Raw genomic sequence first — 22,930 nt, forward strand, 5'->3', positions numbered from 1 at the left:
TTAAAATTTGAATCTTTTACTTTTTATATTTCTAGGATTTTCAACTTTCTGAATAACTTCTTCACAAGTGGGTAACGTTGCTGTAGTAAGATTCTTTAGCTCAACATTTCTTATCCAAATACCCGCATTTCGATAAACTAAGTTCATCCCATATATCTCAAATTTTCCAATTATACCGGGTTCATACTTCACAAACATGCAACCGCATATACTTTCTTTGTCGTCTCCTTCAAACTTGAGATAGGTAGCTAACCTAAGCTCCTCCTTTAGCCCATCTTCCAGACCTAACAGAGAATCATACAAATACTGTTTCACACTTTTCTCAAGAGTTTCACTGTAACAAGCATTGGTTTGAAATGCTTTAGTATCATAACCCTTTCCTTCAAGTTCATCGACCAAATTTTTCAATGCCTTTTCGATCCTTTCCATAATAGTCCTATTGTTGAATTCCGTAATATCTTTTTACACTTTCGATCTCAGATAGTGATTTTGACCGCTGTACACTCAACAGAATATTTTGGTTATTAAACTGGCGTAAACGATTATAACTTTTATCGATCTGATTGGAAGCTTCGTTGATAAGCTCCAATCTTTTTGCATCACTCATTTTTGTGGTAAAGGACTGTACGATCAAACTGATATGATCAATGTTCTGTAAGCTCTCGCCAAGTATGCCGGAGTTCACGTCCTCCATATAGTCCAATTCATCTGCTGTAAAATTGGCATCCTGTCTTAACAGATTCCAGAGCCGCCCGTATTCCTGTACCATCAAACCTTGCTTTTCTACGACATCCCTGATCCGCTGATAATAGCTGATGATACTTTTTACTTTGGTCAGTTCTTCATAATAGCTTTCATATTGCTTTTTCTGTTTATCCGTCCATTCTCCGATCTCCTTCAGCTTTAGCTTTGTTAATGTGTTTTCTAATGTCTTCTGTGCATTTTGCAACCAGATAACTTTGTTCTGCGCACGCTGGATTTTAAGATCAATGGCTTTAATAGCTTTATTGATCGCAGAAGTAACTAAACTAAAAATACCCAACGCCGCCGTTGCTCCCTGTACCGGTTGTACCGGAACCATCACCGTTGCCATCATTAAGCTGATGATCAACATTTTTATATACTTTCTCATACGCATAATTTTAAATTTCACTCCTTAAATCATCCGCCATTGCTTTAATACCTTTAACCAGATCCCCTCCAAACTTGTCGGCATACTGCATTAGCTTGACCTTCTCCGTCTGTTCGGTCGTATATACCAGATACTCCTCCAGACTAACCTCGGTACGATAAACTTTGGATAGGACGCCACCAAGAGAGATAAAAACCTCTTTATACTTTTTCAAGGGATCGTTCGCCTTATTAACGGATAGCACCTGCGCCTTTTCTTTCTCGGTCAAGCCTAACAGTTCCTGGATCTGGTCAAACTTGTTCTGGTATTTAGATTGATCAAGTAGAATTTTACAATCGGAGTTATTAATAATTGCCTGTTTTACCACAGGGGAAGAAATGATATCTTCGACTTCTTGCGTCACGACGATAGCTTCACCGAAGAATTTTCGAACTGTTTTAAACAGGTATTTAATATACTCCGCGAACCCCTCTTTCATTAAGGCTTTCCAAGCCTCTTCAATCAGGATCATTTTGCGAATCCCTTTCATTTTTCGCATTTTGTTGATGAATACCTCCATTATTATAATGGTGACAGTCGGAAAAAGAATAGGATGATCTTTAATGTTATCCAACTCAAAAACGATAAATCGCTCTTGAAGGAGATTCAGGTTTTCGGTAGCATTTAATAGGTAATCAAATTCTCCGCCTTTATAGTACGGTCGGAGTACATACAGAAAATTGTTAACATCAAAATCCTTTTCCTTTACTTTATCATCGGTTAACACTCCGACGTAATGTTCACGCAGAAAATCATAAAAGGTATTAAAACAGGGAAATACATCTGTATTACTTTCCAGATAGGCATAATATCCGCCAATGGCATTGGACATAGCCACGTACTCCGATCGTTTAAATTCTTCGTCGTCTTTTTTCCATAATGCAAGTAACAAAGTCTTGATACTTTCTTTTTTCTCTGTATCCAGGCTATCTCCTTCACCGATGTAGAATGGATTAAACCGGATTGGATTTTCTTCACTGTATGTGAAGTAGTACCCCTTAACCATATCACACAGACCTTTGTAAGAGTGACCAACATCAACCAATACAATATGCGTCCCCTGTTCATAGTAACTACGCACCATATGATTTGTAAAGAAAGACTTGCCGCTACCGGAAGGACCGAGAATAAACTTGTTGCGGTTGGTGCATATACCCATCTTCATCGGCTCATCTGAAATGTCAACATGAACAGGCTTTCCGGTCAGCCTATCTCCTAGCCTTATTCCCATCGGGCTGATCGAAGAGCGGTAACCAGTTTCGAGGTTCAGAAAACAGGTAGCTTGTTCCGCGAAAGTGTCGAACGTATCATTCATGGGGAAGTCGGCAGCATTGCCGGGAATTCCCGCCCAATATATCTGTGGTGCCCCAACGGTCTCCTGTTTAACAACAGCATCCATCTGTGCAAGAGCCGAAGAAACTTTATTTTTCAGTTCTTTCAATTCTTCCTTCTCATCACTCCATACCAATACATTAAAGTGTGCTTTTACGGGTAGCCGTTGCTGACTGATGGCTTCATTTAAAAAATCATTGGTAGCATCCCTGGCAATACTGTTTTCCCGGCTATAAGCCGACAGTGACTGTAACCGCAAACGCTTACTTTCCAGCTTTTGCAATGTTTTCGCTGAATCTTCGATAAAGATGTACTGGCTATATACATGGTTGCATGGAAGTAATTGCCCCAATGTACTGGCAAATCCGATACTGAACTTTGTTCGGTCGGTGGAGTATTTATCATAGTTTATCCGGCTACCACATAAAGAGGGAAGATCGGCGGCATCTGCAAGTGTAAAGAGCTGTGCGGTTTGTCCTCCGACACGGATACCATCACTAAAACCAATGTCTTTAATAAAGATGGATTCCCTATCCGATGTAAGATTGCAATACCGTTCAATTAGTCCGACATTTCTTTTACCGCTTCTGAAATCTGATTCTGTAAGGCGTCTTAACTTGACAAAGCCACTTTCTTCTAAAATATGTTTGAACTGACCGCAGGAATCAACAAAATCCTGTAGATGATTTATATTCAGGTTTTCGTCGGGAACTATCGTCTTTCGGATCAGATTCGAAAACATCGAATTACCTACTTTTCTATCTTTTGGTTTCTTTGTCAGAAAGATGTAACAACTATGATCCAGAAACGGACGTTCGTTAAAGAAACGATCACTGCTTCTCGATAAAAAACTGATATCATCTGCCGTAAAATCCGGTTTATATTTGGTGTCTAAAAACCAATCCTGCTTATACAATACAGTAAACTTTGGAAGTACCTTGATTGCCTTTATCCAGATTTGGTGAAACGCTTCATATTCATTATTTGACAATGTGAAAATTTCCGGTAGTTCTACCCGAAACCCAATTGTCATGTCTCCCTGTTTGCTTAATATACAATCATGCTCAATGCCCATGATCGGCATAATATCATCTATCCACTTCTCCATCGCACTTTCTCCCATTTGGGGATTTCTCCCCGTTCCACACCTTAATCTACCTCAAATGCTTTTTCCCTTTTTGCGTTGTCTCAACTCTATCTCACTCCCGTCTCTAACTTCTTGATTGATCTTTTGATTTTCTGCGGAGTGTAAATCTCTATATTGTCCGATCTGCAATCCCGCACGATAACCTTTAAGCATCCGGCAAGCAATCTCCCTATAAAACTTCTTTCTATCTTGATCCGTCTCGTTCAGAATATGATGTCGAACAATCTGACTGGCAATAAGCTTTGCCTCAAATGGTTCTTCAATCCGGTAAAGTTCTCCCGTTAATTGGTCCTTAAAAACAAGCGCCAAACAGAATTGCCCGTCCGACCGCCTATGTACAGGCTTTTGCATAGCAATTCCTATTTTAGATTCACCCTGTCTATCACACGCTCCAAAAATTTTGTCCCGGACCGATTTATTAATAACAATATCAACTGTTCTGTCATGCGGGTCGATAATGCGGCCAAATTGCAATCGGTCTTCATCCGGAAAAGGGAATCGGAACAAAAAACCTTGTTCTACCTGAAGGTAGATAGGTGTAAATGTTCGCTCACGAATACTGTTTTTTTCCCGCTCGTAATCCACATATTTATCGTAACTAACATAGTATAAACTCTCGCAGGTCCCAATCTTTACATCCTGTCCTCGATACTTTACGTATTCTCCCATCGCTAAAAATTCCTATCCATATCCAAACAATCTCTTACTTTCTACGCCCCCGTCGTCCCCTTTTCGGTTCTTTCTTAATTTTTTTTTGGCTATCATCCTTTTGTGAGGGGTTATTTTCGGCTTTAGCTGTAGCTTCACGCATCGACTTCTCTTCGGCGTCAATCTGTGCCTCTACCTCAGATTCAATTTCAGCAAGTAGTTCCTTTACACGGTTTCGTTCAGCAATCGTAATTAGGTTGGTCATCGTTAACGGAATTGCTTCTGCTACAATTCGTTCCGACATCGGATTGTCTTTTACGAACTTCTTTTCATCGATTCCATATTCTCTTGCTACACCAACAGGGTCAAGCTGCAATCCACCGGGTATTTTTACGATCATAACGTCTTTGGGAAGCATCGTCAGCTTCATATCCAGATCAACAAACTTCTTTTCGACTGTGTTATAGTAAAAAAAATAGATGTCTGCATAAAAGTTTCGCTTTCGCTCCGATAAGACAAGCGGCGCTACATCGATACAATCTTTAGCGCGCAAAACGCGCTCCCGCCAATCCACAACATATACCTGACCCGGTAATTCAATTTCAGGCAGAACGCCCTTTCTTCGTAATTGATAAAGTCTCTCTTGCTCATCACTTAATTTCATTTTTCCTCCCGCACTAAACTTCCACTAATAGAACGAAACGCTCGCTATCATTTCCTTAAATTCCTGTATTGATCAACCTTAGTAGCTCTGTCCCTTATTTCGCGTGGTTTTCAAAGCTGCATTTTTATCAAGCTGATCTTTTTGCGCTATCACTGGATTATTATTCTTGACCAGTCTTGAATAGGGTGTCTTTTCTATCGGGATAATCCGAGCTTCCGTCTTTGGCTGATAAGGATACCTATCAAGCAGATAATAAGGATCGCCATAGATTTCACGTCCCTCACCTATAGGATCTAGTGTTTCGATATCGGGAATAACAATCATTACAGAATGCTTAGGAAGTTCCTTTAAATCCCCATTGTCCGGTATTATCTTTCTGTTCAGATAATCATAGAGAAAGACAAACTTGTTATCGTATTCATCATTACCGCGACCACCCGTATCTTTCAATTCTATTTTTTTCCAGAACTTGTTGGACGATCTCAATTCCCTTAACCGGGTATCCACATAGTAATCTTCATCAACAATCCGGATAACAGGTAGCTTTCCTCCCTTAATTCTTTCTTCCACATAGTCTGGGTTAGACCGGATTTTCCAATCCTTTTTAGGTAGCTTTTCTACCGGAATACCATAGACTCTGGAAACTTCTTCGGGAACCTGTTTAACCAGGTGTTTAATTTTGACCAAGGTTGCCTTTTTATCATCCGTATCAATTATTTTCCCATTTTCGTCGATAAAAAAACCGTATTTTCCCTTGTAGGGTTCGAGTCCATTAAGATCAATAAATACAAGCGGTTCATCTTTTTTCCGTATCTCACGTAATGAAACATCAATCTCATACTGAAAGCCATTTTTCTCAATAGTTGGGAGTTCCCGGATCGTGCACGGCATAGGCATATTTTCAAGTTCCACCAATGCCTGCTTATCAAGCAATTTTACGCCATAGCTTTTGCCCAGCTTTTTATTAAAATTTTCAGCATAAGCAGATCCTTCGCCATAGCCCTCTTCAAAACATATCTTAGGAATCTTAACGGATGGCATCTTTGTATTTTCATTTTCAACAAGAAGCCCCGTTTTAGGATCAATCTTTACCGCATAGTAATTGTCATATTCTACCATGTCATCGATTGATATGATATTATCCGGATTACCAACCTGAATCAGCTCCTCAAATGTCGTATCAATACGATACATATGTTCTCCAATAAAACAACGTTCTTCTTCTCTCACGCTCCACCTCCTATCCTTGTATTAGATTAAACTTCACTTTTTCCTTTCCTTGCCAAATGCCTGAAAAACATTTCTGCTATTACATTTCACAACTTTGGGCACCTGCTTTCGCGCAAGCGCTTTCATCAAACCATGCTCTCCGTACTTATGGCTCATCTTGTATATTTTCATAACCAGCAATGTGCCACATCCTCCGATTAGGATCAGACAAACAACGGTGGGTAAACCTATGATATACATTACTGAATACAGTATCAGTAATCCCACAACGCCGCCGCCCAAATACCAGATATATTGTGCCTTTAAGCCCTTAAATTCGATGCTCTGGTTAATCCCTTTATTTATTTTGTAAACACTATTTGACATATTGTAATTTTATATTCTCATACCACTGTTTCTCTGACGCGAAGCCTGTATTACCACCGGTTCCAGTGTCTCCCCTTTTTCAGCCTGATGCTGTTCGTTTGGTCCAATGACAGCTGTCTCTTCGACCATCTCACCTTCGTTTAATCTATTTTCTTTGATTTTGAGCGATATTTCCCGCTCAAGACTACTCAATTCGATTCTAAGCGCCTGTAATTCCTCTTCCTGTGAAAAACCCAGGGAACACAATTCCTCTAATCTTGGAATATTAGCGGAATGCTCCCTTATTTGTCGATCATATGTGTACAGTAATCCGTCAATTCGTTCCAGCGCATTTAGGAAATAGCGCGCCGCAAGCTTTTCATTATTTGCATTAGGAAATCCTTGATTCGAGGTATATTTTATGCCGTCATTCCTTTGAACATAAAGATTATGACTGTAACCGTAGGCAATTTTTCCGTTATACTCATGTGTCTCGTTAATCCTACGGATATAAAGATCAAAACCATAAAGCGTACCAATTTTCTGCTCTGTTTCTCCCTCTTTGGGTTTCCAATTTTTGAATAGATCAAGAAGATGTCTACCTATTAGATCCGGTTGCGTAGATGGGCAACCGATCAGTTTTACAGGATTAGCCTTTGTACCGTCATTTTCGTAATACAAGTTTTTTTCATAAACCAAATAGTCTTCTTTTAACCGACTATAAGTGGCAGTATCTTTTTCCAGTTCATGGATAGTCGATTGCAAAAGATTCTTATTCACAAAAGCTTCACGAAAATGACTCGCTTTCAAGCTTTCCAAAACAGCTATTTTCTTTTGTAGCTTCGTCTTTTCAAGTAATGAGGTATCTCCGGACAGGATTGCGATATACTCCGCAAAATTCATCCCGGACTGTTCATCCAAAGCGCCTTCGTCGATCGTTCTTACGTTTAGCTCGCAGTTCTTCATCTGAGAAATGAAGGTCTGCTTATTCTTTAATAAGTTAAACTTATAGTTGTCCAGACTCTGTTCTACGGCATAGTAATAGGTCCTCACTTTGTTATCACGATACTGCTTCGCCGCCCAGTTTCCTTGCCTGCTTCCTCGGCCGTTTCGTTGCTCTAAGTCTTTGGGAGTCCACGGTATATCAACATGGTGCATGGCAATGACCCGCTGTTGCACATTAAGCCCTGTACCGGCTTTTTCCGTGCTACCAATGAGAATACGAATCTCCCCATCGTTCATTTTTTTGAACAGATTCGAACGCTTCCAACCCACCCAGTTATTATCGTGAATGAACGTCACTTCATGCTCAGGTATGTCAAAGTCCCTGACAAGCTTGGTTTTCAACTCGTCATAAAGATTGAATTGATCAGACTTGGGCGTACCAATATCTGAGAATACAATCTGTGTACCTTTAAATGGTGTACTGTCGTGATACTCGGCAACAACCTGGCGGGCTATGTAATTGATCTTATTTTCGGGATGGTCGCAATAAACTATCTCATTAATTAACCGCATATCGGCCGACATTTTCTTAGCGTAGTTGGTTGCAATCAACATACGCGCTTTATCCTCGGCCTGACTTAACTGTCCTCTTCCGATCAATACGCCATCCCCTGTTTTAGCAAACTCTATTAAATTTTCAATAAACACCTGCTGTTCGGGTGTCGGTTTAATATTGATCAGTTTTTCATCTAGTTCCGGCTTATCAAGGCTAATGTGTTTTGCTGTCTTGTAGTCCGTAATCAGATTGTACAACAAAGCAAGTTCAGGGACTTTAATAAAATGCCGGAACCGCTCCTTTGCGATAATCTCATTCGTAACCGAGAACTCAAAATCTGTAGATTTTTTTGCATACACAGCGGCCCATCCATCAAAGTTTTCAATCCCGAGGCGCTCCATTTCGCGCGGTATAAAATATTTAAAGATCAGGTACTCCTCCGTTAGACTATTTGAAATTGGTGTACCCGTCAGGAAAGTCACACAGATATCTGCATTGTACCGTAATTGTAAAGTTCTTACGGCAAACAACATATTAAGCGCTTTTTGACTCCCTTCCACATTACCCAGCCCCGCCACACGACTATGCCGAGTAGTAAAGGTTAGATTCTTAAACTTATGGCTTTCATCCACAAACATATGGTCAAGTCCCATATCATTGAAGGTGATGCCGCTGTCTTTCTTTTTCTCAATATTAAACCGTACGGCTCTCAATTTTCCGATAAGGTTCTTTTTTCGGATCTCAAGACCTTTGAGCACTTTCTTTGAAATATCCCCTCCTTCCTTCTGGGCTGTATCCAGATCCCGCTCGACATTTTCGAGTTCCACATTAAAGATCTGTTGCTGAATTTCGGGAGACTGCGGTATCTTCCCGAATTGATCGTGCGTCAATATCACACAGTCCCAATCATTATTTTTTATTTCGTGCAATAACCTAACTCGGTTCCGTGGTTCAAAGTCCTTTTCACTTGGAAACAACAATTTACCTGATGGATAAGCCTTTTTATAAGTGTCGGCAATATCACCCACGTTAGCCTTTAGCGCAAGTATGATAGGCTTTTGGATAATGCCAAACCTTTTCATTTCCATACCTGCAACTATCATTGTCAGTGTTTTGCCCAATCCCACTTCGTGGTCGATCAACGCCCCGCGATTTTGGATGATACGCCAGATGGCATTTTTTTGAGATACATAGAGATCTTCGATACCCAGTCCTTTTTTATCTAAGCCCGGAAATGTAAGGTGACTCCCATCGTACTCACGCAGCACATAACAATTATAAGTATCGTTGTATAGCTTTTCGATTTCTCTTTTATCCACTTCGGGTAATGCCATCATCCAGCTAACAAAGCCATTCCGCATCACCTCTATCTTCTGATGTGCCAACTGGATCAGTTCATTGTCGGGAACACGGATTTTTTTACCGTCCTTCTCTACTTCGTATGTAAAGAACGGAGCAGTGTTTTCCAGTGCATGCTCAAATAATGTATAGCCATACACTTTACTACCTCTATCATTGACAATCGCGTATTCCCGATCCACTTTAATGTTATGGCTAACGGAAACTTTGAAACTGTCCAGTGACGGGAAATAGCGAACTTTTGTATCGCTATCGAAAAATTCTGTTCCGAAGCGGCTGTAGTATTTCTGTGGTATCCACCGCTCTCCCATGTTAAAATCCAGTAGTTCAAATGGAATACGTTCGGGCTGGATCGCAACAATTGCATCATAACTACGCTGATATTGTAAATTACCCGCACTACGGTCAATAGCAGCTTCTGCCTTCACCATTTTCTCCACCACATTACCACTTAGGTAAAGATCAGCCGTTTCCCAGGTATCACCGTCCGGATTAAGCAGAATTCTATCTCCGAGCAATTCAACAGCTTCATTAGGGCTTACGCCCATTGCCGAACTAATAAAAGCTATATCTACCCGTCCCAGATCATTAAGGCTATGCGATAAAGCAACGATAGGATCATCTGTTCGGAGCGCTTCCTTTATTTTTTTAGCCGATTTTGTTAAAACATCCGCTTTGACAAATTGCTCGGCTTCCCGTCGTTCCAACGATGACAAAACGGTCAGACCAAATGCCCGATCTTCCAAGATTAGTTTTTTATTCGCCAGTCTATTCAATTGACCATATTTCTCGACAAACGACTCATAGGAATTATTGAGCTTATCCCGCAGATCGCTTGCCTCTTCAGGATTATATTTCTCCTGTTCAGAAAGCGTAATGTAAGAATCCCTTAATGTTATGTAATGCTTATATAGCGAAAGATTCCTTGTGAGATCCAGATTCTTGAAAAGCGCACGGTCATGGTCAATATCTACCTGCTCCAGTAACCCCACTTCTCCATTATTCAAAACCAGGGTACCATCTTTATAGAAAGGCTGCAAACGATAAAAGTGAGTAGCTTTTTGCAGGAGTAAACTGAAACGGTTTTCTAATGACGGGTCGCCTTCGTATGTAAAAGTGTGCGCATAGCCCGATAAAAAATTGGACGCACGCCCGATTTCCGATCCGAAGTCTTTAGCTTTAAGCCAGTCCGACGACAGGTAATCAACTTCTTTTAAATTGGAATACAATTTATATCGGTATTGATTGTTTTTTATTCCCTTTGCAGCAATTGCCACAATACATTCGTGCGAAGGCTTATCCGTTGTCCGTATCGTAGTTATGATTCTTGCAGATTGCTTATCTACAATTTTCAGATCTTTTTCCGACAGATAGGCTGCCGCCCGATCCAGGTATTCAACCGAATCAAATAGTCCTATTTGTCCTGAGAAATTACTTTGCGCATTTTCCGGCATTGCCAGATAGGTAAGGTTCAGTTTGCCGACATCAGAAATATCTACCTGAACAGACGGAACTTCGACTGCTTTCTTGGTATAATTATGTTCAAAACCACTTTTAAGAATTTCTTTTAGCGGTGAAGCGATCATGTTGATATCCCCACCCGTTAACCAGATGCTTTTAGACGGTTTTCCGTACTGATTAAGTCCGTCAACCACCTCATCGCCGATAACAATTCTATCAATATGTTCACTGATGTACGTATTCTGGTAATAGTCTCCCAAGAGACCTTTTACCTTTTCACTCGCAATCAATTCCTGCTCATGCATGGCAAGACCTTCCTTTTGACTGTTCTTCTGTACAATGAGTAGATGACTGGGAGCTTGCGTATTTCCGGAATCTTTCATTAGATTATCCGGCATCACTGCCAAAGAAACAAAATCCGCCCTATCAAACAGGTATCTTCGTATCTGAGCATTGGATGGGCTATTTAAAAAAGCATCGGTCGTAATGTAAGCCATTACTCCGCCTTCTTTAAGTTTATTAAGACCCTTTGCAAAAAAATAATTATGAATACGACCAGTTAATTCCTTGTCCTTAAATTCGGGATCGTAAACAAGAAAATTACCGAATGGAATATTACTTACAACCAGATCATAACTTCCGTTTTCATCGTTCGAAGTTTCTTCCAATCCGATGATATGGGTATCGGTTTTTATTAAATTATGATGGTTAATTGCGGATAGAATACGCCCCGTGAGCAGGTCCTTCTCCACGGCGGTGATATGCTGCATATCCGGATATGCTCGGATAGCTTCTTCGATAAATACCCCACTTCCCGCAGACGGTTCATATAACCGCTGGATAGGGACATCATAATTCTTTAGAATTTCAAATAAAGTACGGGGTACGACTTCGGGTGTATAGAAAGCTGTCAATGTGCTTTCCTTTAACGAACTTACAGTCTGTTTATAAACTAGACTATCCAAACTATTTAATAACAACTGATGTAAGTCGCAAATACTGTCAAAGTGTTTAAGATCACTATCCGTTGCACCGAGACTCCGCCATTCTTCAACATTTGTTGGCGGATACAGTATGACCTTAATCCCACCGAATCCAGCATACTTCCGAAGTAATTGCAGCTCACCATCGGACAAAGACGTAGCGCCATCCCAAGATAAAGCTATCCGTATAGCATTGATATTATCTGCTAATTTTTGTCCAACATTGTAAGCCATTTCCCCCGCACTTTACCGCTCTCACTTAACCAAACAACTTCTACAAAAGATAATTATGAACTTCCGCTATAATGGCATACCGTAGATGCCTGTTGTCTTCTGTTTCTACCGAAAAATCAAATTGATTGAATGTTTCCGTACAGATTTGCAGAAGATTGATAACCTCATAGGTCAATGTTCCTTCTTCCTTCAGACGATCAAAATCATCTGGAAATTCCTCCTCGATGACGCTTTTGATATACAAAAACTTCGATGGCTTCAACGCAGCAGTAAGCTCTGCCATACATCGTTCTTGCACGATGTAATCCGGTTGCCCGCCTTCTAAAAGTTCATCTACCAGCGGCATAACCGATTTGATCTGTTCATCCAGATAAGAACCAACGGAATAGTTCTCTTGCAAGTCGAACATAAGTTCCGGATTGTGTTCAATGATATATGCCCACAATTTTTCTTTAAGAATGGTAAACATATGATCTTGATTAAACCCCAAAAAAACTTTGGATGACAGTCGCTACCACGACTAAAAAAACACAACTTCCAAACCATGCAGCAGCAACTTTGCCCGTATCCTGATCACCTGAATTCCATTTCTGGTACACCTTGACAGCACCGATAAGCCCTAACAAGGCGCCAACTGCATACATTAAGTTCGTGCCGGCGGCAAAGTAGCTCCGCACCTGCTGATTGGCAGCATTTATTCCGGCGATTCCGTCCTGAGCATATACTGACGATACGCTCACAATGAGTAGGGCTAATACCAACCCTGAACGAATTTTATTCTTCGTTATCCATTCACACTTTTCCATTTCACTCGAAGTTTAATTTTTACATAAGAAAAACGAAGTGGCTGCGCTATTACACTACCCGCAAATCCATCACACTTACCATACCGCACCGAGACGAATAGGACAGCCAACTTCGTTAGGAACCGTCAACCTCACGTTCTACCACAGCACATCAACCTCTTCCCTGCTCAGTATGACGATTCCATATTTTTCAGTCTCCGCGACAATCAATTCATTCACAGACTCGCGTAAAGCGGAATCCTTGACTGAAGGGTACTCTTTTAAGACCAATCGTAGATATTCTTTGAATTCAGCCTTTACTGGCTTAGACTTTGACGTATCAGCAATAACCTTTTTAAGTTTCTGGATGAGAAATTCGATCTCCTCAAAGTCATTGTCCAGTGTATTCAGAATAGCAGTTCCTTCCTGCATAGCCGAAGTTGACTTTACCTCTGTCACATCCTGGTACTCATCTTCAAATAGATCAGAACCAAAGCGTTCATCTGATTTTGACAGAATGACATGGGTAATGTCGTTTCTAAAATATTTTATCGCCAACCAGAGGTAGTAAATTACCATGGCAACACAGATTCCGATAAAATAGTCGATCCAAGTAAATTGATTAAGCATAACATCATTGTTTTTAGTTCAACATTTAACCCAGATCTCCTACCGGGTTTTCCTTTTAAGCTGAAGCAAAGTTGCAAAGATGATCAAGGCACAACAAGTACGAATTTACCTGCTACCTATACTGCTACCTTTGCTACCCTATGAAAAATCAGTGGTTAACAACGATAAATGAAGAATTTTAGAAATAAAAAAGTCAGAATTTGTGTATTCTGACTGGCTAAATTACTGTTGCTAAATTTTCTTTACGATCAATAACTTTCTATTCGTTTAGCAATTTTATGTAGTGCTTCGATGGCTAACTGCTTATCGCGGTCTTCCGCAACATAGGATTTCGTTCGCATGGATTCATAGGATAGATCCTTTCTATGTGGTGTCGAAAGGTAAGGTACTACCGTTCGAAAAACTTCCGTTATGGAATTTGCAACAAATATTCGCGCTTCATCAGCACCCCGAAGAATTAAAGCAACCTGATCTGCGGATAGACTGCATAAAATTTTTTGCATTGACTCCGAATCCTTTTTCTTTGCAGCGTCTAATGTATCCTCTAAATCCATCCCAAAGGAGATTTGCTTCTCCCAATAGCTAATTTCCTCTTCAAACCATTTTTCAATTACCACGTCAAGATCATGGTAATTCGGGTTTAAAATAAAGCCTGGCTTTCTATGCAGTTGTCGGAACGTTTTTCTAAAGTAGCAAAGTCGTTCTACCTTCTTCTTTGAACTTTCGAAAGAACTGATCTGATCATACAATCTCAGGGTCAGTTCGTCAATATAGGATTTACTATTATAATTCAGGTAAATAAGCAGTTTGTCAATCTGGGTAAAAATCACCTCTGAAAGCTGGTTATTATCGATCTCCATAGATTCTAAGCCTTTAACAAGTTCACGCTTATAAAACAAAGTTCTAAATGTTATTTCGAAATCAAACTCCTTCAGGCGAGTAAAACGGTTTAGACGCTTAATCAACAGTTGGTATGGAGCCTTGTAAGGAAGCTGATTAAAATCAATACGCATCTGAAAATGTTCTAATTTTTGCTTTAACCGCTGCTTAGAAATAAATAGATATGTTAGTGCGACTTTTTCTTCTTGGCTTAAAAACTTAGCAAACCGGTTTTCAATAAATGCCAGAAGATCGCCGAGAACATGGAGCAAATCTTCATAAATTTTATGTAATTCAGGATTCCCGTCTGGTAACTTAGATTTATTAGCAAATACCGTATCAATAATGTTAATTGTTGCTGAATAATACTTCCGTATTATTGCTTCTACCTCCTTCGTACTATTCGTAGCAAATACCTGTCTTTTTATCACCGATTGAAGTCGAGAACGCTCCTCTCGGAGATACTTCACAATATCCTCATACTGTTCAAGACTAAAAGTACGCAAATCCTCGACATTCGGATTTAATGTTATCGTTGCCAATAAATCAATAGACTCTAATGGATAACTATTTTGCATAATTCACAGGTAGATTAATTAGACAAACCGTTAACAATAATTTATTTACATAATTCCTAAGTAGGTACGGAAATATTGAGTTTCGTTACAAAAAAAAAATATTTTTATGCAGAAAATCAAAAATTTTATCTAATCTGTCTCCAAGTTAAATGACTGCTATAAATGCAAGAAAACAAAATTTCACATACCAAACCTGAAACCAACATATTTGGATGAGATATTTCCTGACTCTGCTATTTTTTATAAATAACCATTGGATTCCCATTTTTTATTTGCATTATTGAGTTATAGTTTTTAGTTCAAAATCCAATTAGAAAACTAACGTGTTTTTTAAGAAATCAGACGAAGATGCTTTTCTACAACGTTTAAAACGACATTCCGGAATTATCATCCGCGTGAGTCGTATTTATTTTGATTATGAAGAAGACAGAAAAGATTTAAAACAGGAGATCATTTATCAGCTATGGAAGTCTTTTCCATCTTTTCGGGGGGAAAGTTCCTTTTCCACTTGGATGTATAGAGTAGCTGTAAATACAGCACTAACATATCTTCAGCAGCAAAAAAAGGAATCAATCATTCACTTCTACGAAAAATTACCCGAAATTGTTGAAGAAAACGATACCGATATTAAAGAATTACAGACTAAAATATTCTATGATGCAATTTACAAACTTACACCAGTCGAAAAGGCATTAATCTTTTATCATTTAGAAGGACTTCCTCATAAAGAGATAGGAGAACAGCTTGGTATAAGTGAAGTGAACGCTAGAGTAAAACTAAACAGGATTAAAGAAAAAACTAAGGAAATCATTAAAAAGCAAGGTTATGAATTTTGACGATTTTAAAAATAACTGGAAGTCGGAACAGGATGAAATAGAAATACAATTCTCCAAATCATCAAATCACCCATTGAGAAGGTTACAAAAGACTTTGTACCGCGAGATAATTGCGCAGATATTGGGTGTTATTTTTTTAGCATTTTTCCCGTTACTGTTTTCATTTTCGGCTGTATTGAAGAATATATATTTTATTATTTATGCCATGATATTCGCATCTGCATGCTACTATCTTTTTTCTTTTAGAAATTTCTACAGAAGTCTGAATGTTTTACATCTCTCATCCAGTCAAACATTATCGGAAGTTTATATAGCATTGCAGATATTTATAGAAAGATATAAATCATTCAGCTTTTTTATTGTTCCATACGCCCTTTTAGCACTCTTAATAACGTTTCTGGACAAGTATTATGATCAAAAGCTTTTTCAATTTATAATATCGCTTGACAAGCTAGTAACAATAATCTTAATACTAACATTTACCACAGTCTTATTTTTAATCCTTATAAATTTGTATTGCCGTATAGTCTACGGTAAATATCTTAAAGAGCTGAAAAAGATAATTGACGATTTACAAACGTAATTCACATTATCTTAAATTTAATAAAAGGAACAGTATTCAAATTTCCTTTATAATATGGGTACTACCATTCTGTCTTTAGGTTCCACTGACCATTGAACTTGCCATACACGTCCGTCAATTTGGTCCAGCAGAATGAAATTATATATATTTGTTGTTGGATAGAGAAAAAATCTCCCATTCTTCTCCTCTTCTTTTGGAACGCGTGACACCAAGGATAACGCAACTTCTGACTCATTACCTTTAGTAGACCATTGCACGAGCCACATCTGACCATTTTTCGTATTCAGTTTAATAAAAATATTCATATTTTTTGTGGAGAACAGCCTATACTCAACATTGCTATCCGTCGAGATATTTTGAGTTGCTGTGTCAGCCCCACTTTGAGCAGAAACTGAGATTACTGTCAAGAGCATCATTGATGCAAAAAATATTTTTTTCATTATGGAGATCTGTTTTTAAAAGTTTTTTGTGGCACTATTGTCCTAAGCTAAAAGCTAACGCCACGCAGATTCGAACACAAGCTGCTAAATAAAGAAATATGTGTTACTAAATCGTAAAGATTGGCTTATATTTTCAGGAGGATAAAGCGAGCTATGGCACAAAACTAGTATTATACGTGATAACTTAGTTTAATTTTGTAATGTAAAGAAAAGGACCGTATTCAATTTCATTGTTTGCATCAGAAAAATATTTCACCTTACTTTCTTTTATTATTACATTATTCATTGTCAATCGTAAATTCCAATTTCCATTGCAAGGATGAAGAATTGGTTTCAGAAATTCTAAATTCTCATTTTCAATTTTCCAAATCCACTTAGGCTTTTGATTTTTTATTTTATATGGTTCCAAATTCCATAATTCAAGTTTATTTCCATAATCATTTTCGCCTGGTGTATTAATATCTATTAAGGAGATAAAGTAGGTCAAGTCAGGTTCTGAATACCCTCGGTTTGGGAATTTAATAAAGCCTATTTTTTTCCAAAACTTTTCGGAAGTAATCGGAGCGCAAAATAGCTTTATAGCTATTAAACCAATACTCTGATAGTAGTCAGCTACGCTCTCATAAAATAATTTTCCAAACCCCTTTCTTCTATAATTGGGTTTTATCTCCATAATATCAAGTGACGCATAAATTCCACAATTTCTCCATGTAATAAAGCCAATAATTAAATCATCATTTTGAAATATTAATAACTCTTCATTTTCATAACTCTTTTCAATTAAATTCCAATTACAATAAAATCCTTCATTACTAATTTTATGTTCTTCTAATAGCCAACTTTTTATCTCATTGAGATTATCTACAGTTGGATTTGTGTTAATATCAAAGGATAAGTTCATTTTAAAGGTTTTATAGCATTACACAAAATCCTGATAACGTTTATTTTACAAGTCAGAAATCGTTACTTCATTTTTATAAATTCTAATATTCGCTTCAATTGATAAAAAGTCTTTTTTTATTTCATCAGCATAATATACTACTCTGTAAAGATGTTCTACTCCGTCTTGCTTGATTAGATCAGCAAACGTTTTATCAGTTTTATCAGTTTGCAATTCTAATGATACTGTTTTAATAGCTGTTTCTCCAGCAGGTAGCTCAAATTTACTTTTAAATAAATCATCTGAAAGTGTTACAGGCAGAGCTCCCTGGTTCTCGATAGAAACCACGAAAGTTAACGTGTCATTATCTATTGTCAATTTATTGCCGAGTTCTCCACCTTCATATAGTGTTAAAACTAAAAATGGTTTTCCTTCTTCCTTCACTTTGCTCTGTCTGGGTGCTTTTTTCATTTCTAAATTATCAAATACTTGTCCAAAAGAAGGTCTGTTTTTGTCATTATATACTAATCCTTCTAGTGAACTTATTAACTCTATGCAGAAATCTGAAAAATTATTTCTTGACCATTTAATATGAATTGATTTTGTCCCTTCATTGAAATAAATGCCATAAGTTTTGGAAAAAGACAAGTTATTAGTTGATGTTGCCACTAATTTCACTCCTGCACCTTTTTCTGCTATTGTAAGAGCTCCCTCTTCAGTTAGATAAATATTCAAAGAATCTATTGGTTTAGCAATTGGCTTGTAAAGGTTGATATCAAAATTGTTTTCGGGTTGTATGTCAAATAATCTAATTAGCCCCGTAGCGGTAGGATCTCCTTCATACCGTAGTATTAGACCTCCACTAAACCCTAAAATGTCCTTGCCTTTTATTAACTCTTTAATTATTGATTCATTATTGTTGTCATTTTCCTTTAAGTCTATAAAAATTATCCCGCTACTGTAAAAAGGATTAAGTTGTGAACTAAAATCAGATGTTTGATTTAGTTTATTCAAGGCGTCAGTAATATTCGATTTGGTCAATCTTGATTTAACCTCGTAGACAGCGACAACGTGTTTTGCAGGAATAGCTCTGTATTTACCTTGCTCACTTTGATCAAAATTCCCTTCTGTCCATAAAATTGGAGCTTCAAGCTGATTGTAAATAATTATATCATAGTGATATAATTTAAAGTTATTACCATATAAATTGGGAATGATATAACCAGATGTTACTCCATATTTTTTGGGTAAAAATTCAGATAACCATTTTCTAAGATAAGCTTCCACTCCTAGGCCATGAGCAACTTGAATAGGTCGGTTTTCGGTTTGTTCAAGAATTTTATCTAACTCAGATAAGATATCTTTTCTATTTCTATTAAATTCTTTCCATCCATGCTGTCCAAAGCGATCTTCCATATCATATTTATATTTGATTATATTATCATTAGTGTTTTGCAACTTAGCGAGTGTTCAGTTTGCCATTCAGAAAATCGTCAATCTTCTCTTATGTTGCTTACATAATTAAATACTGTGGGATTGACGATCAACCAATAATGTAATTCTCCCTGTAAAAATTGCTTTAGCTTCTTTGTTATTTCCGAAGTTAACTTTTGAAATTCACCAACCCATTCTGTTAAGTCGTGTTCGTAAAGATCATAATGATACCCTTCTTTGAACTTCTCTCGGCTTCTTCTTTTCAGTTCACTCAATTTTGGAATAGGATTATCAATATTCAGATAAGTGCACAGAAATTTAAAATTTCTGTGCATAGCCTCAAAATAAATTAAGTCTTCATCTTCTATTCCTAAATGAAAATCTTGATTGTAATGTTCATTCTGGAAGTCGTGAAAATGTTGAAGGTTTGAAAGAAAAAATAGCAACTCATTTTCAAACTGCTGTCTATAATATTCATAGTAAAAAATGAATTTAAAAGAAAACACGCCGTCCTTTCCCTCAAACCTATTAGTTTTTTTGAATTTATAATTGAATGTTCTTTGTTCTACAAAAACACTAAAGTTTCTTTTGATATGGTAGTCAACAGAAATAAAGTATAGTTCCTTATTGTCAATATCAGCAAGGAAAATAAAAACAGGAACAGCAAATTTATACCAGTAATTAGAAGTCGCAATATCAACTCCCGTCAAGGTATAATAATCATCGGCTGTCCAAGGAATAGATTGTCTTGATTTTAGTTGAATTAAAGCAAGTTCTCCTGTTAGTTCATTGTCTTCATTTACAAGCTCTAAGTAACAATCAATTCCGTAGTCTCTCTCTGTAATATCTCGAATTATCCAATTGTCAGGGATTTTAGAAGAAAATAACTTAAAAGAAGCTGTTTCTGAAATATGTTGTGGAACTCGTTTAGGTAATTTCATTGTTGTTAGTGTTCATTTAAATTTTTCCGATTGTTAATTTCTTTAGCTATTCCAACAGCATTTTCTAAATATTGCATAAAATGATTGTAGTAGTTGTTTGGATCAACCACGTCAAATCCATCTCTCATACTTTTTTTAGATTTCAATATCATTGAAATGACTAATTCAACCAATTCCTTGGCGTTTTTATGATTAAGATTAATAATATGCTTTAAATCCAGTGTTTCAGAATTTTTAAAGTGAATGATAGATTCATTTCGTATTTTTAAATGTCTTTTAAATTCTGAAAATTCAGTTTCAAATCCAGGAATTAAATCTTTCCATTTATCGATGAGTGATTTTGAACTTACCTTCTTTTTAGACCATCCAAGAACTTTTGAACATTGAAGATTGGCAAAATCTTCAGCTGCGGTAATACTCAACAATATGGAAATTCTAGAGGAACTTCTATGAAGACGACCTTGTTTATTTTCGTACGCTCTTTTTGCTACAATATCAGCATACATATGAGCTTCTTCGAGTAGTTCCTTATAATTAGAATATCCACTAATTTCAATATTTGTTGAATTACTAGGGTGAATCCCATCAAACTGTTTATGCCAGTCATCAAGTTTAAGCCAGCTTTTTAGCTGAGAGTTAAAATCCTGACTTTTACCAAGAACTTCGGATATGGATTTGTCATATTCGTAAAGAAATTCTTCTTCGGTTAACGCGCAAATATTTGACATTAGTAATTCCACTTTTTTAAATACAGACAAATCTTTACCTAAATCTTTTCTCTTGAACATTATAAATGCTTTTTATATAATTGTATGATCTTTTAATTTGCACGAATTTCAGAAAGTAAAATATCAAATACTTTTTTTGCTTAGGTTAAACAAAGAATTTATTTTCTTTCCATGAAGAGAATTTTCCTTAATGAAAACACTGGTGTCTAGAAAAATATAATCCATGATTGCTGTGAATGAATATTGCTAAAATATTGTCTCTTGAAGTTCTGGCGTGATTTTAATATTAAATTCTAAAAATACGGAAATTTCCGTCTGAGTCAATTCAAACATATCATTAACCTCAAATGTTGTTAGAATTATTTTCGGTCAAGTATCTTGATTATTCCTCCTAACAACTTATCATTACTACTAGTATCTGCCCTATTTTTCTCAATTTCGACAGTACTCTCTCCTTTTTTCAAAACAAAATTTCTTTCAGTCATTGCAAGTTCTAACATTAAGCTCTTTACCATTTCTCTATCATCATATAATAAACTAGTTTTTATAGCAACAATCTTCATTTCAATATTCGTCCTTTCATTGTTAAAATATTTTATGTCTTCAAGATTGTTTTTATATAACCTTAAAAAAAAGAAAGAAAATAATTCTATTAAAACACTTAAAGAAAGTCTAGGCATAAAATGATAGATATATTCTGCCGGTGTGGTATTCTGTGTTTGAACTCCCAATAATGAATATCCAAGAAAAAATATAGCCAAAAAAGTAGTTATGAAACCAATCATTAAGTTGATATACCCATATCTTGCCAATCTCGCAGTTTCTCTTTCAATTCTAAACTTTATACTTGCAAGTTCATTTTCAATCAGGTCTAACTTCGACTTCGTATAAAGTTCGTTGGAAAACTTACTACTAATTTGTTGCACTATTTTTTCTTCTGAAAGTTTGGATACTTGCTGATTAATCGAAGTTCGAATTTCCTTTTTAACTTCATCTATATTTTTGAAGTCTGCCACCTTGGAGTAAAGTTCGGTCTTAAGTAATTCAAATTTTTCGTCAATTGAAGATTTATCACTTACGTACTCATACTTTTCATCAGTAATAATGGAGCTTGGAAAAATTGCTCCTCTAACATAAAGCATAAGGAATATAGAAATTCCACCAAGCATTAGAGTAATGGCAGATACCAAGAGAATACTTGGTTCAAAAGAAAAGAGATGGTAAAGGTCTTCTTTTATCAATAAAACCAATAGTCCGATTAAAACGTATGTAATCGAAGAAATCAACAGAACTCTGTTTTTTCTATTTCCCATTTTTTTAAGTCGATTTGTTAGTTGTAAAGTTTAAAGTATCCCATAACACCTTTTTTGCTTTCGGATCTATTTAAGTTCACAAAGTTTTAATTTTAATAACAAAAATAATCTTTACCTTTTCACGTCCCAATGCGTGACCCAAATGCTTTGTTAACAATTGCTATATTCTTTGCTGTGATCCGTTTTCTTTTTCATTTTTTCTTCTGAAAACGGCTTATCTGTTTATTCATCTTTTCCTTTGCACTGAATGCCAAAATATTCTTTCCGTCCTACATAAATGTCAAATCCCTATTGATTATTATCGTTTCGACCAATTTATCGAAATCGGTACAATTGAAAGACAGTATTACTTTAACTCACTCACCAATTTTGAGTCGAAATCATCAACCTGAACAAGCACAGCGCGATCACCATCATTATTCCAAATTTCATGGTCTAAATTCCAATAAACGAAATGTACCAACACACCTTCTTCACTCATTATTGATTCATTTTTACCCTTACCTGTAACAAGTACTACTACGTCTCCCTTAGAAACTTCTTTGCTACTGAACCAGTGGACGTGCCTCTCTTTGTTCGAAACTATACCGTTTTGATAAGTATTGTCCATAATAATGAAACGATGTAAATTCGTATCTGCCAATACTTCAAGAAGTATTCCTTCTTCATTATTCGTATTTTTGAAAACATGTAATATTGAAATATCCATTTTTTAGAATTTTAAACTTTAGAAATAATTTATGAACTTTAGCCAAGAAAGCATTACTTTCAACACCTCCGACTACAACAAAGTTAATTTCACTTTGACGCATAAAATTACGGAAACTG

At 36.8% G+C, this 22,930-nt stretch carries 20 protein-coding genes; 1 reads left to right on the plus strand and 19 read right to left on the minus strand.

The annotated features are described in order from the left end of the window. The 12 genes from E6C50_RS01835 to E6C50_RS01890 all read right to left on the minus strand — a co-directional run bounded on the left by E6C50_RS01835 (nt 1) and on the right by E6C50_RS01890 (nt 14,947). The gene (locus E6C50_RS01835) at nt 1-429 is read right to left on the minus strand and encodes a hypothetical protein (protein WP_136401497.1); all 429 of its coding nucleotides are present in this window, start codon (nt 427-429) and stop codon (nt 1-3) included. Nucleotides 430-436: 7 nt separating this feature from the next. Then, a complete protein-coding gene (locus E6C50_RS01840) occupies nt 437-1,138 on the minus strand; it encodes a conjugal transfer protein TraI (RefSeq protein WP_136401498.1) in 702 nt (233 codons plus the stop codon). 4 nt (nt 1,139-1,142) lie between these two features. Next, nucleotides 1,143-3,626, minus strand: coding sequence for a TraG family conjugative transposon ATPase (locus E6C50_RS01845; protein ID WP_394346661.1), 2,484 nt, complete (start codon nt 3,624-3,626; stop codon nt 1,143-1,145). Between the two features lie 36 nt (nt 3,627-3,662). Continuing rightward, the gene (locus E6C50_RS01850; RefSeq protein ID WP_168732722.1) at nt 3,663-4,235 is read right to left on the minus strand and encodes a hypothetical protein; all 573 of its coding nucleotides are present in this window, start codon (nt 4,233-4,235) and stop codon (nt 3,663-3,665) included. Between the two features lie 118 nt (nt 4,236-4,353). Next, a complete protein-coding gene (locus E6C50_RS01855; RefSeq protein WP_136401501.1) occupies nt 4,354-4,962 on the minus strand; it encodes a hypothetical protein in 609 nt (202 codons plus the stop codon). 78 nt (nt 4,963-5,040) lie between these two features. Next, nucleotides 5,041-6,192, minus strand: a complete 1,152-nt coding sequence (locus E6C50_RS01860; RefSeq protein ID WP_136401502.1) for a hypothetical protein — start codon at nt 6,190-6,192, stop codon at nt 5,041-5,043. Nucleotides 6,193-6,225: 33 nt separating this feature from the next. After that, a complete protein-coding gene (locus E6C50_RS01865; protein WP_136401503.1) occupies nt 6,226-6,558 on the minus strand; it encodes a DUF4133 domain-containing protein in 333 nt (110 codons plus the stop codon). Nucleotides 6,559-6,567: 9 nt separating this feature from the next. Further along, on the minus strand, nt 6,568-12,075 hold the full coding sequence (locus E6C50_RS01870; protein WP_136401504.1) for an Eco57I restriction-modification methylase domain-containing protein: 5,508 nt from the start codon (nt 12,073-12,075) through the stop codon (nt 6,568-6,570). Nucleotides 12,076-12,115: 40 nt separating this feature from the next. Further along, nucleotides 12,116-12,544 (minus strand): hypothetical protein, encoded by a 429-nt coding sequence (locus E6C50_RS01875; protein ID WP_136401505.1) that lies wholly within the window; start codon nt 12,542-12,544, stop codon nt 12,116-12,118. A 10-nt stretch (nt 12,545-12,554) separates the two neighbouring features. After that, on the minus strand, nt 12,555-12,881 hold the full coding sequence (locus tag E6C50_RS01880) for a DUF4134 domain-containing protein (RefSeq protein WP_136401506.1): 327 nt from the start codon (nt 12,879-12,881) through the stop codon (nt 12,555-12,557). Nucleotides 12,882-13,019: 138 nt separating this feature from the next. Then, nucleotides 13,020-13,490 (minus strand): hypothetical protein, encoded by a 471-nt coding sequence (locus tag E6C50_RS01885; RefSeq protein WP_136401507.1) that lies wholly within the window; start codon nt 13,488-13,490, stop codon nt 13,020-13,022. 248 nt (nt 13,491-13,738) lie between these two features. Continuing rightward, nucleotides 13,739-14,947, minus strand: a complete 1,209-nt coding sequence (locus E6C50_RS01890) for a hypothetical protein (RefSeq protein WP_136401508.1) — start codon at nt 14,945-14,947, stop codon at nt 13,739-13,741. A 323-nt stretch (nt 14,948-15,270) separates the two neighbouring features. Here E6C50_RS01890 and E6C50_RS01895 point away from each other — a divergent pair, with 323 nt between their 5' ends. Further along, nucleotides 15,271-15,783, plus strand: a complete 513-nt coding sequence (locus tag E6C50_RS01895; protein ID WP_136401509.1) for an RNA polymerase sigma factor — start codon at nt 15,271-15,273, stop codon at nt 15,781-15,783. Between the two features lie 630 nt (nt 15,784-16,413). Here E6C50_RS01895 and E6C50_RS01900 read toward each other — a convergent pair. The 7 genes from E6C50_RS01900 to E6C50_RS01930 all read right to left on the minus strand — a co-directional run bounded on the left by E6C50_RS01900 (nt 16,414) and on the right by E6C50_RS01930 (nt 22,811). Beyond that, nucleotides 16,414-16,806: a hypothetical protein gene (locus E6C50_RS01900; RefSeq protein ID WP_211089511.1), complete on the minus strand. Its 393-nt coding sequence runs from the start codon at nt 16,804-16,806 to the stop codon at nt 16,414-16,416. A gap of 184 nt (nt 16,807-16,990) precedes the next feature. Further along, nucleotides 16,991-17,707 carry a GNAT family N-acetyltransferase gene (locus E6C50_RS01905; RefSeq protein WP_136401510.1) on the minus strand — a complete coding sequence of 239 codons (717 nt, stop codon included), beginning with the start codon at nt 17,705-17,707 and terminating at the stop codon, nt 16,991-16,993. A gap of 45 nt (nt 17,708-17,752) precedes the next feature. Further along, on the minus strand, nt 17,753-19,102 hold the full coding sequence (locus tag E6C50_RS01910) for a DUF6602 domain-containing protein (RefSeq protein ID WP_136401511.1): 1,350 nt from the start codon (nt 19,100-19,102) through the stop codon (nt 17,753-17,755). Nucleotides 19,103-19,179: 77 nt separating this feature from the next. Next, the gene (locus E6C50_RS01915) at nt 19,180-20,061 is read right to left on the minus strand and encodes a DUF4365 domain-containing protein (protein WP_136401512.1); all 882 of its coding nucleotides are present in this window, start codon (nt 20,059-20,061) and stop codon (nt 19,180-19,182) included. A gap of 5 nt (nt 20,062-20,066) precedes the next feature. Continuing rightward, nucleotides 20,067-20,849: a hypothetical protein gene (locus tag E6C50_RS01920; protein ID WP_136401513.1), complete on the minus strand. Its 783-nt coding sequence runs from the start codon at nt 20,847-20,849 to the stop codon at nt 20,067-20,069. Nucleotides 20,850-21,148: 299 nt separating this feature from the next. Beyond that, nucleotides 21,149-22,102 (minus strand): hypothetical protein, encoded by a 954-nt coding sequence (locus tag E6C50_RS01925; RefSeq protein ID WP_136401514.1) that lies wholly within the window; start codon nt 22,100-22,102, stop codon nt 21,149-21,151. Nucleotides 22,103-22,448: 346 nt separating this feature from the next. Further along, entirely contained in the window at nt 22,449-22,811 is a 363-nt protein-coding gene (locus E6C50_RS01930; RefSeq protein ID WP_136401515.1) for a hypothetical protein, read from the minus strand. Nucleotides 22,812-22,930: the final 119 nt, after the last annotated feature.

Source organism: Flavobacterium supellecticarium, from assembly GCF_004801375.1.
Lineage (GTDB): Bacteria > Bacteroidota > Bacteroidia > Flavobacteriales > Flavobacteriaceae > Flavobacterium > Flavobacterium supellecticarium.

Coding starts and splice junctions, on each gene's coding strand:
- E6C50_RS01880 (WP_136401506.1), bottom strand. CDS start 12,881: ATGGAAAAGTGTGAATGGATAACGAAGAATAAAATTCGTTCAGGGTTG.
- E6C50_RS01910 (WP_136401511.1), bottom strand. CDS start 19,102: ATGGAAGATCGCTTTGGACAGCATGGATGGAAAGAATTTAATAGAAAT.
- E6C50_RS01915 (WP_136401512.1), bottom strand. CDS start 20,061: ATGAAATTACCTAAACGAGTTCCACAACATATTTCAGAAACAGCTTCT.
- E6C50_RS01855 (WP_136401501.1), bottom strand. CDS start 4,962: ATGAAATTAAGTGATGAGCAAGAGAGACTTTATCAATTACGAAGAAAG.
- E6C50_RS01900 (WP_211089511.1), bottom strand. CDS start 16,806: ATGAAAAAAATATTTTTTGCATCAATGATGCTCTTGACAGTAATCTCA.
- E6C50_RS01870 (WP_136401504.1), bottom strand. CDS start 12,075: ATGGCTTACAATGTTGGACAAAAATTAGCAGATAATATCAATGCTATA.
- E6C50_RS01840 (WP_136401498.1), bottom strand. CDS start 1,138: ATGCGTATGAGAAAGTATATAAAAATGTTGATCATCAGCTTAATGATG.
- E6C50_RS01835 (WP_136401497.1), bottom strand. CDS start 429: ATGGAAAGGATCGAAAAGGCATTGAAAAATTTGGTCGATGAACTTGAA.
- E6C50_RS01890 (WP_136401508.1), bottom strand. CDS start 14,947: ATGCAAAATAGTTATCCATTAGAGTCTATTGATTTATTGGCAACGATA.
- E6C50_RS01845 (WP_394346661.1), bottom strand. CDS start 3,626: ATGGGAGAAAGTGCGATGGAGAAGTGGATAGATGATATTATGCCGATC.
- E6C50_RS01925 (WP_136401514.1), bottom strand. CDS start 22,102: ATGGGAAATAGAAAAAACAGAGTTCTGTTGATTTCTTCGATTACATAC.
- E6C50_RS01865 (WP_136401503.1), bottom strand. CDS start 6,558: ATGTCAAATAGTGTTTACAAAATAAATAAAGGGATTAACCAGAGCATC.
- E6C50_RS01930 (WP_136401515.1), bottom strand. CDS start 22,811: ATGGATATTTCAATATTACATGTTTTCAAAAATACGAATAATGAAGAA.
- E6C50_RS01920 (WP_136401513.1), bottom strand. CDS start 20,849: ATGTTCAAGAGAAAAGATTTAGGTAAAGATTTGTCTGTATTTAAAAAA.
- E6C50_RS01875 (WP_136401505.1), bottom strand. CDS start 12,544: ATGTTTACCATTCTTAAAGAAAAATTGTGGGCATATATCATTGAACAC.
- E6C50_RS01885 (WP_136401507.1), bottom strand. CDS start 13,490: ATGCTTAATCAATTTACTTGGATCGACTATTTTATCGGAATCTGTGTT.
- E6C50_RS01905 (WP_136401510.1), bottom strand. CDS start 17,707: ATGAACTTATCCTTTGATATTAACACAAATCCAACTGTAGATAATCTC.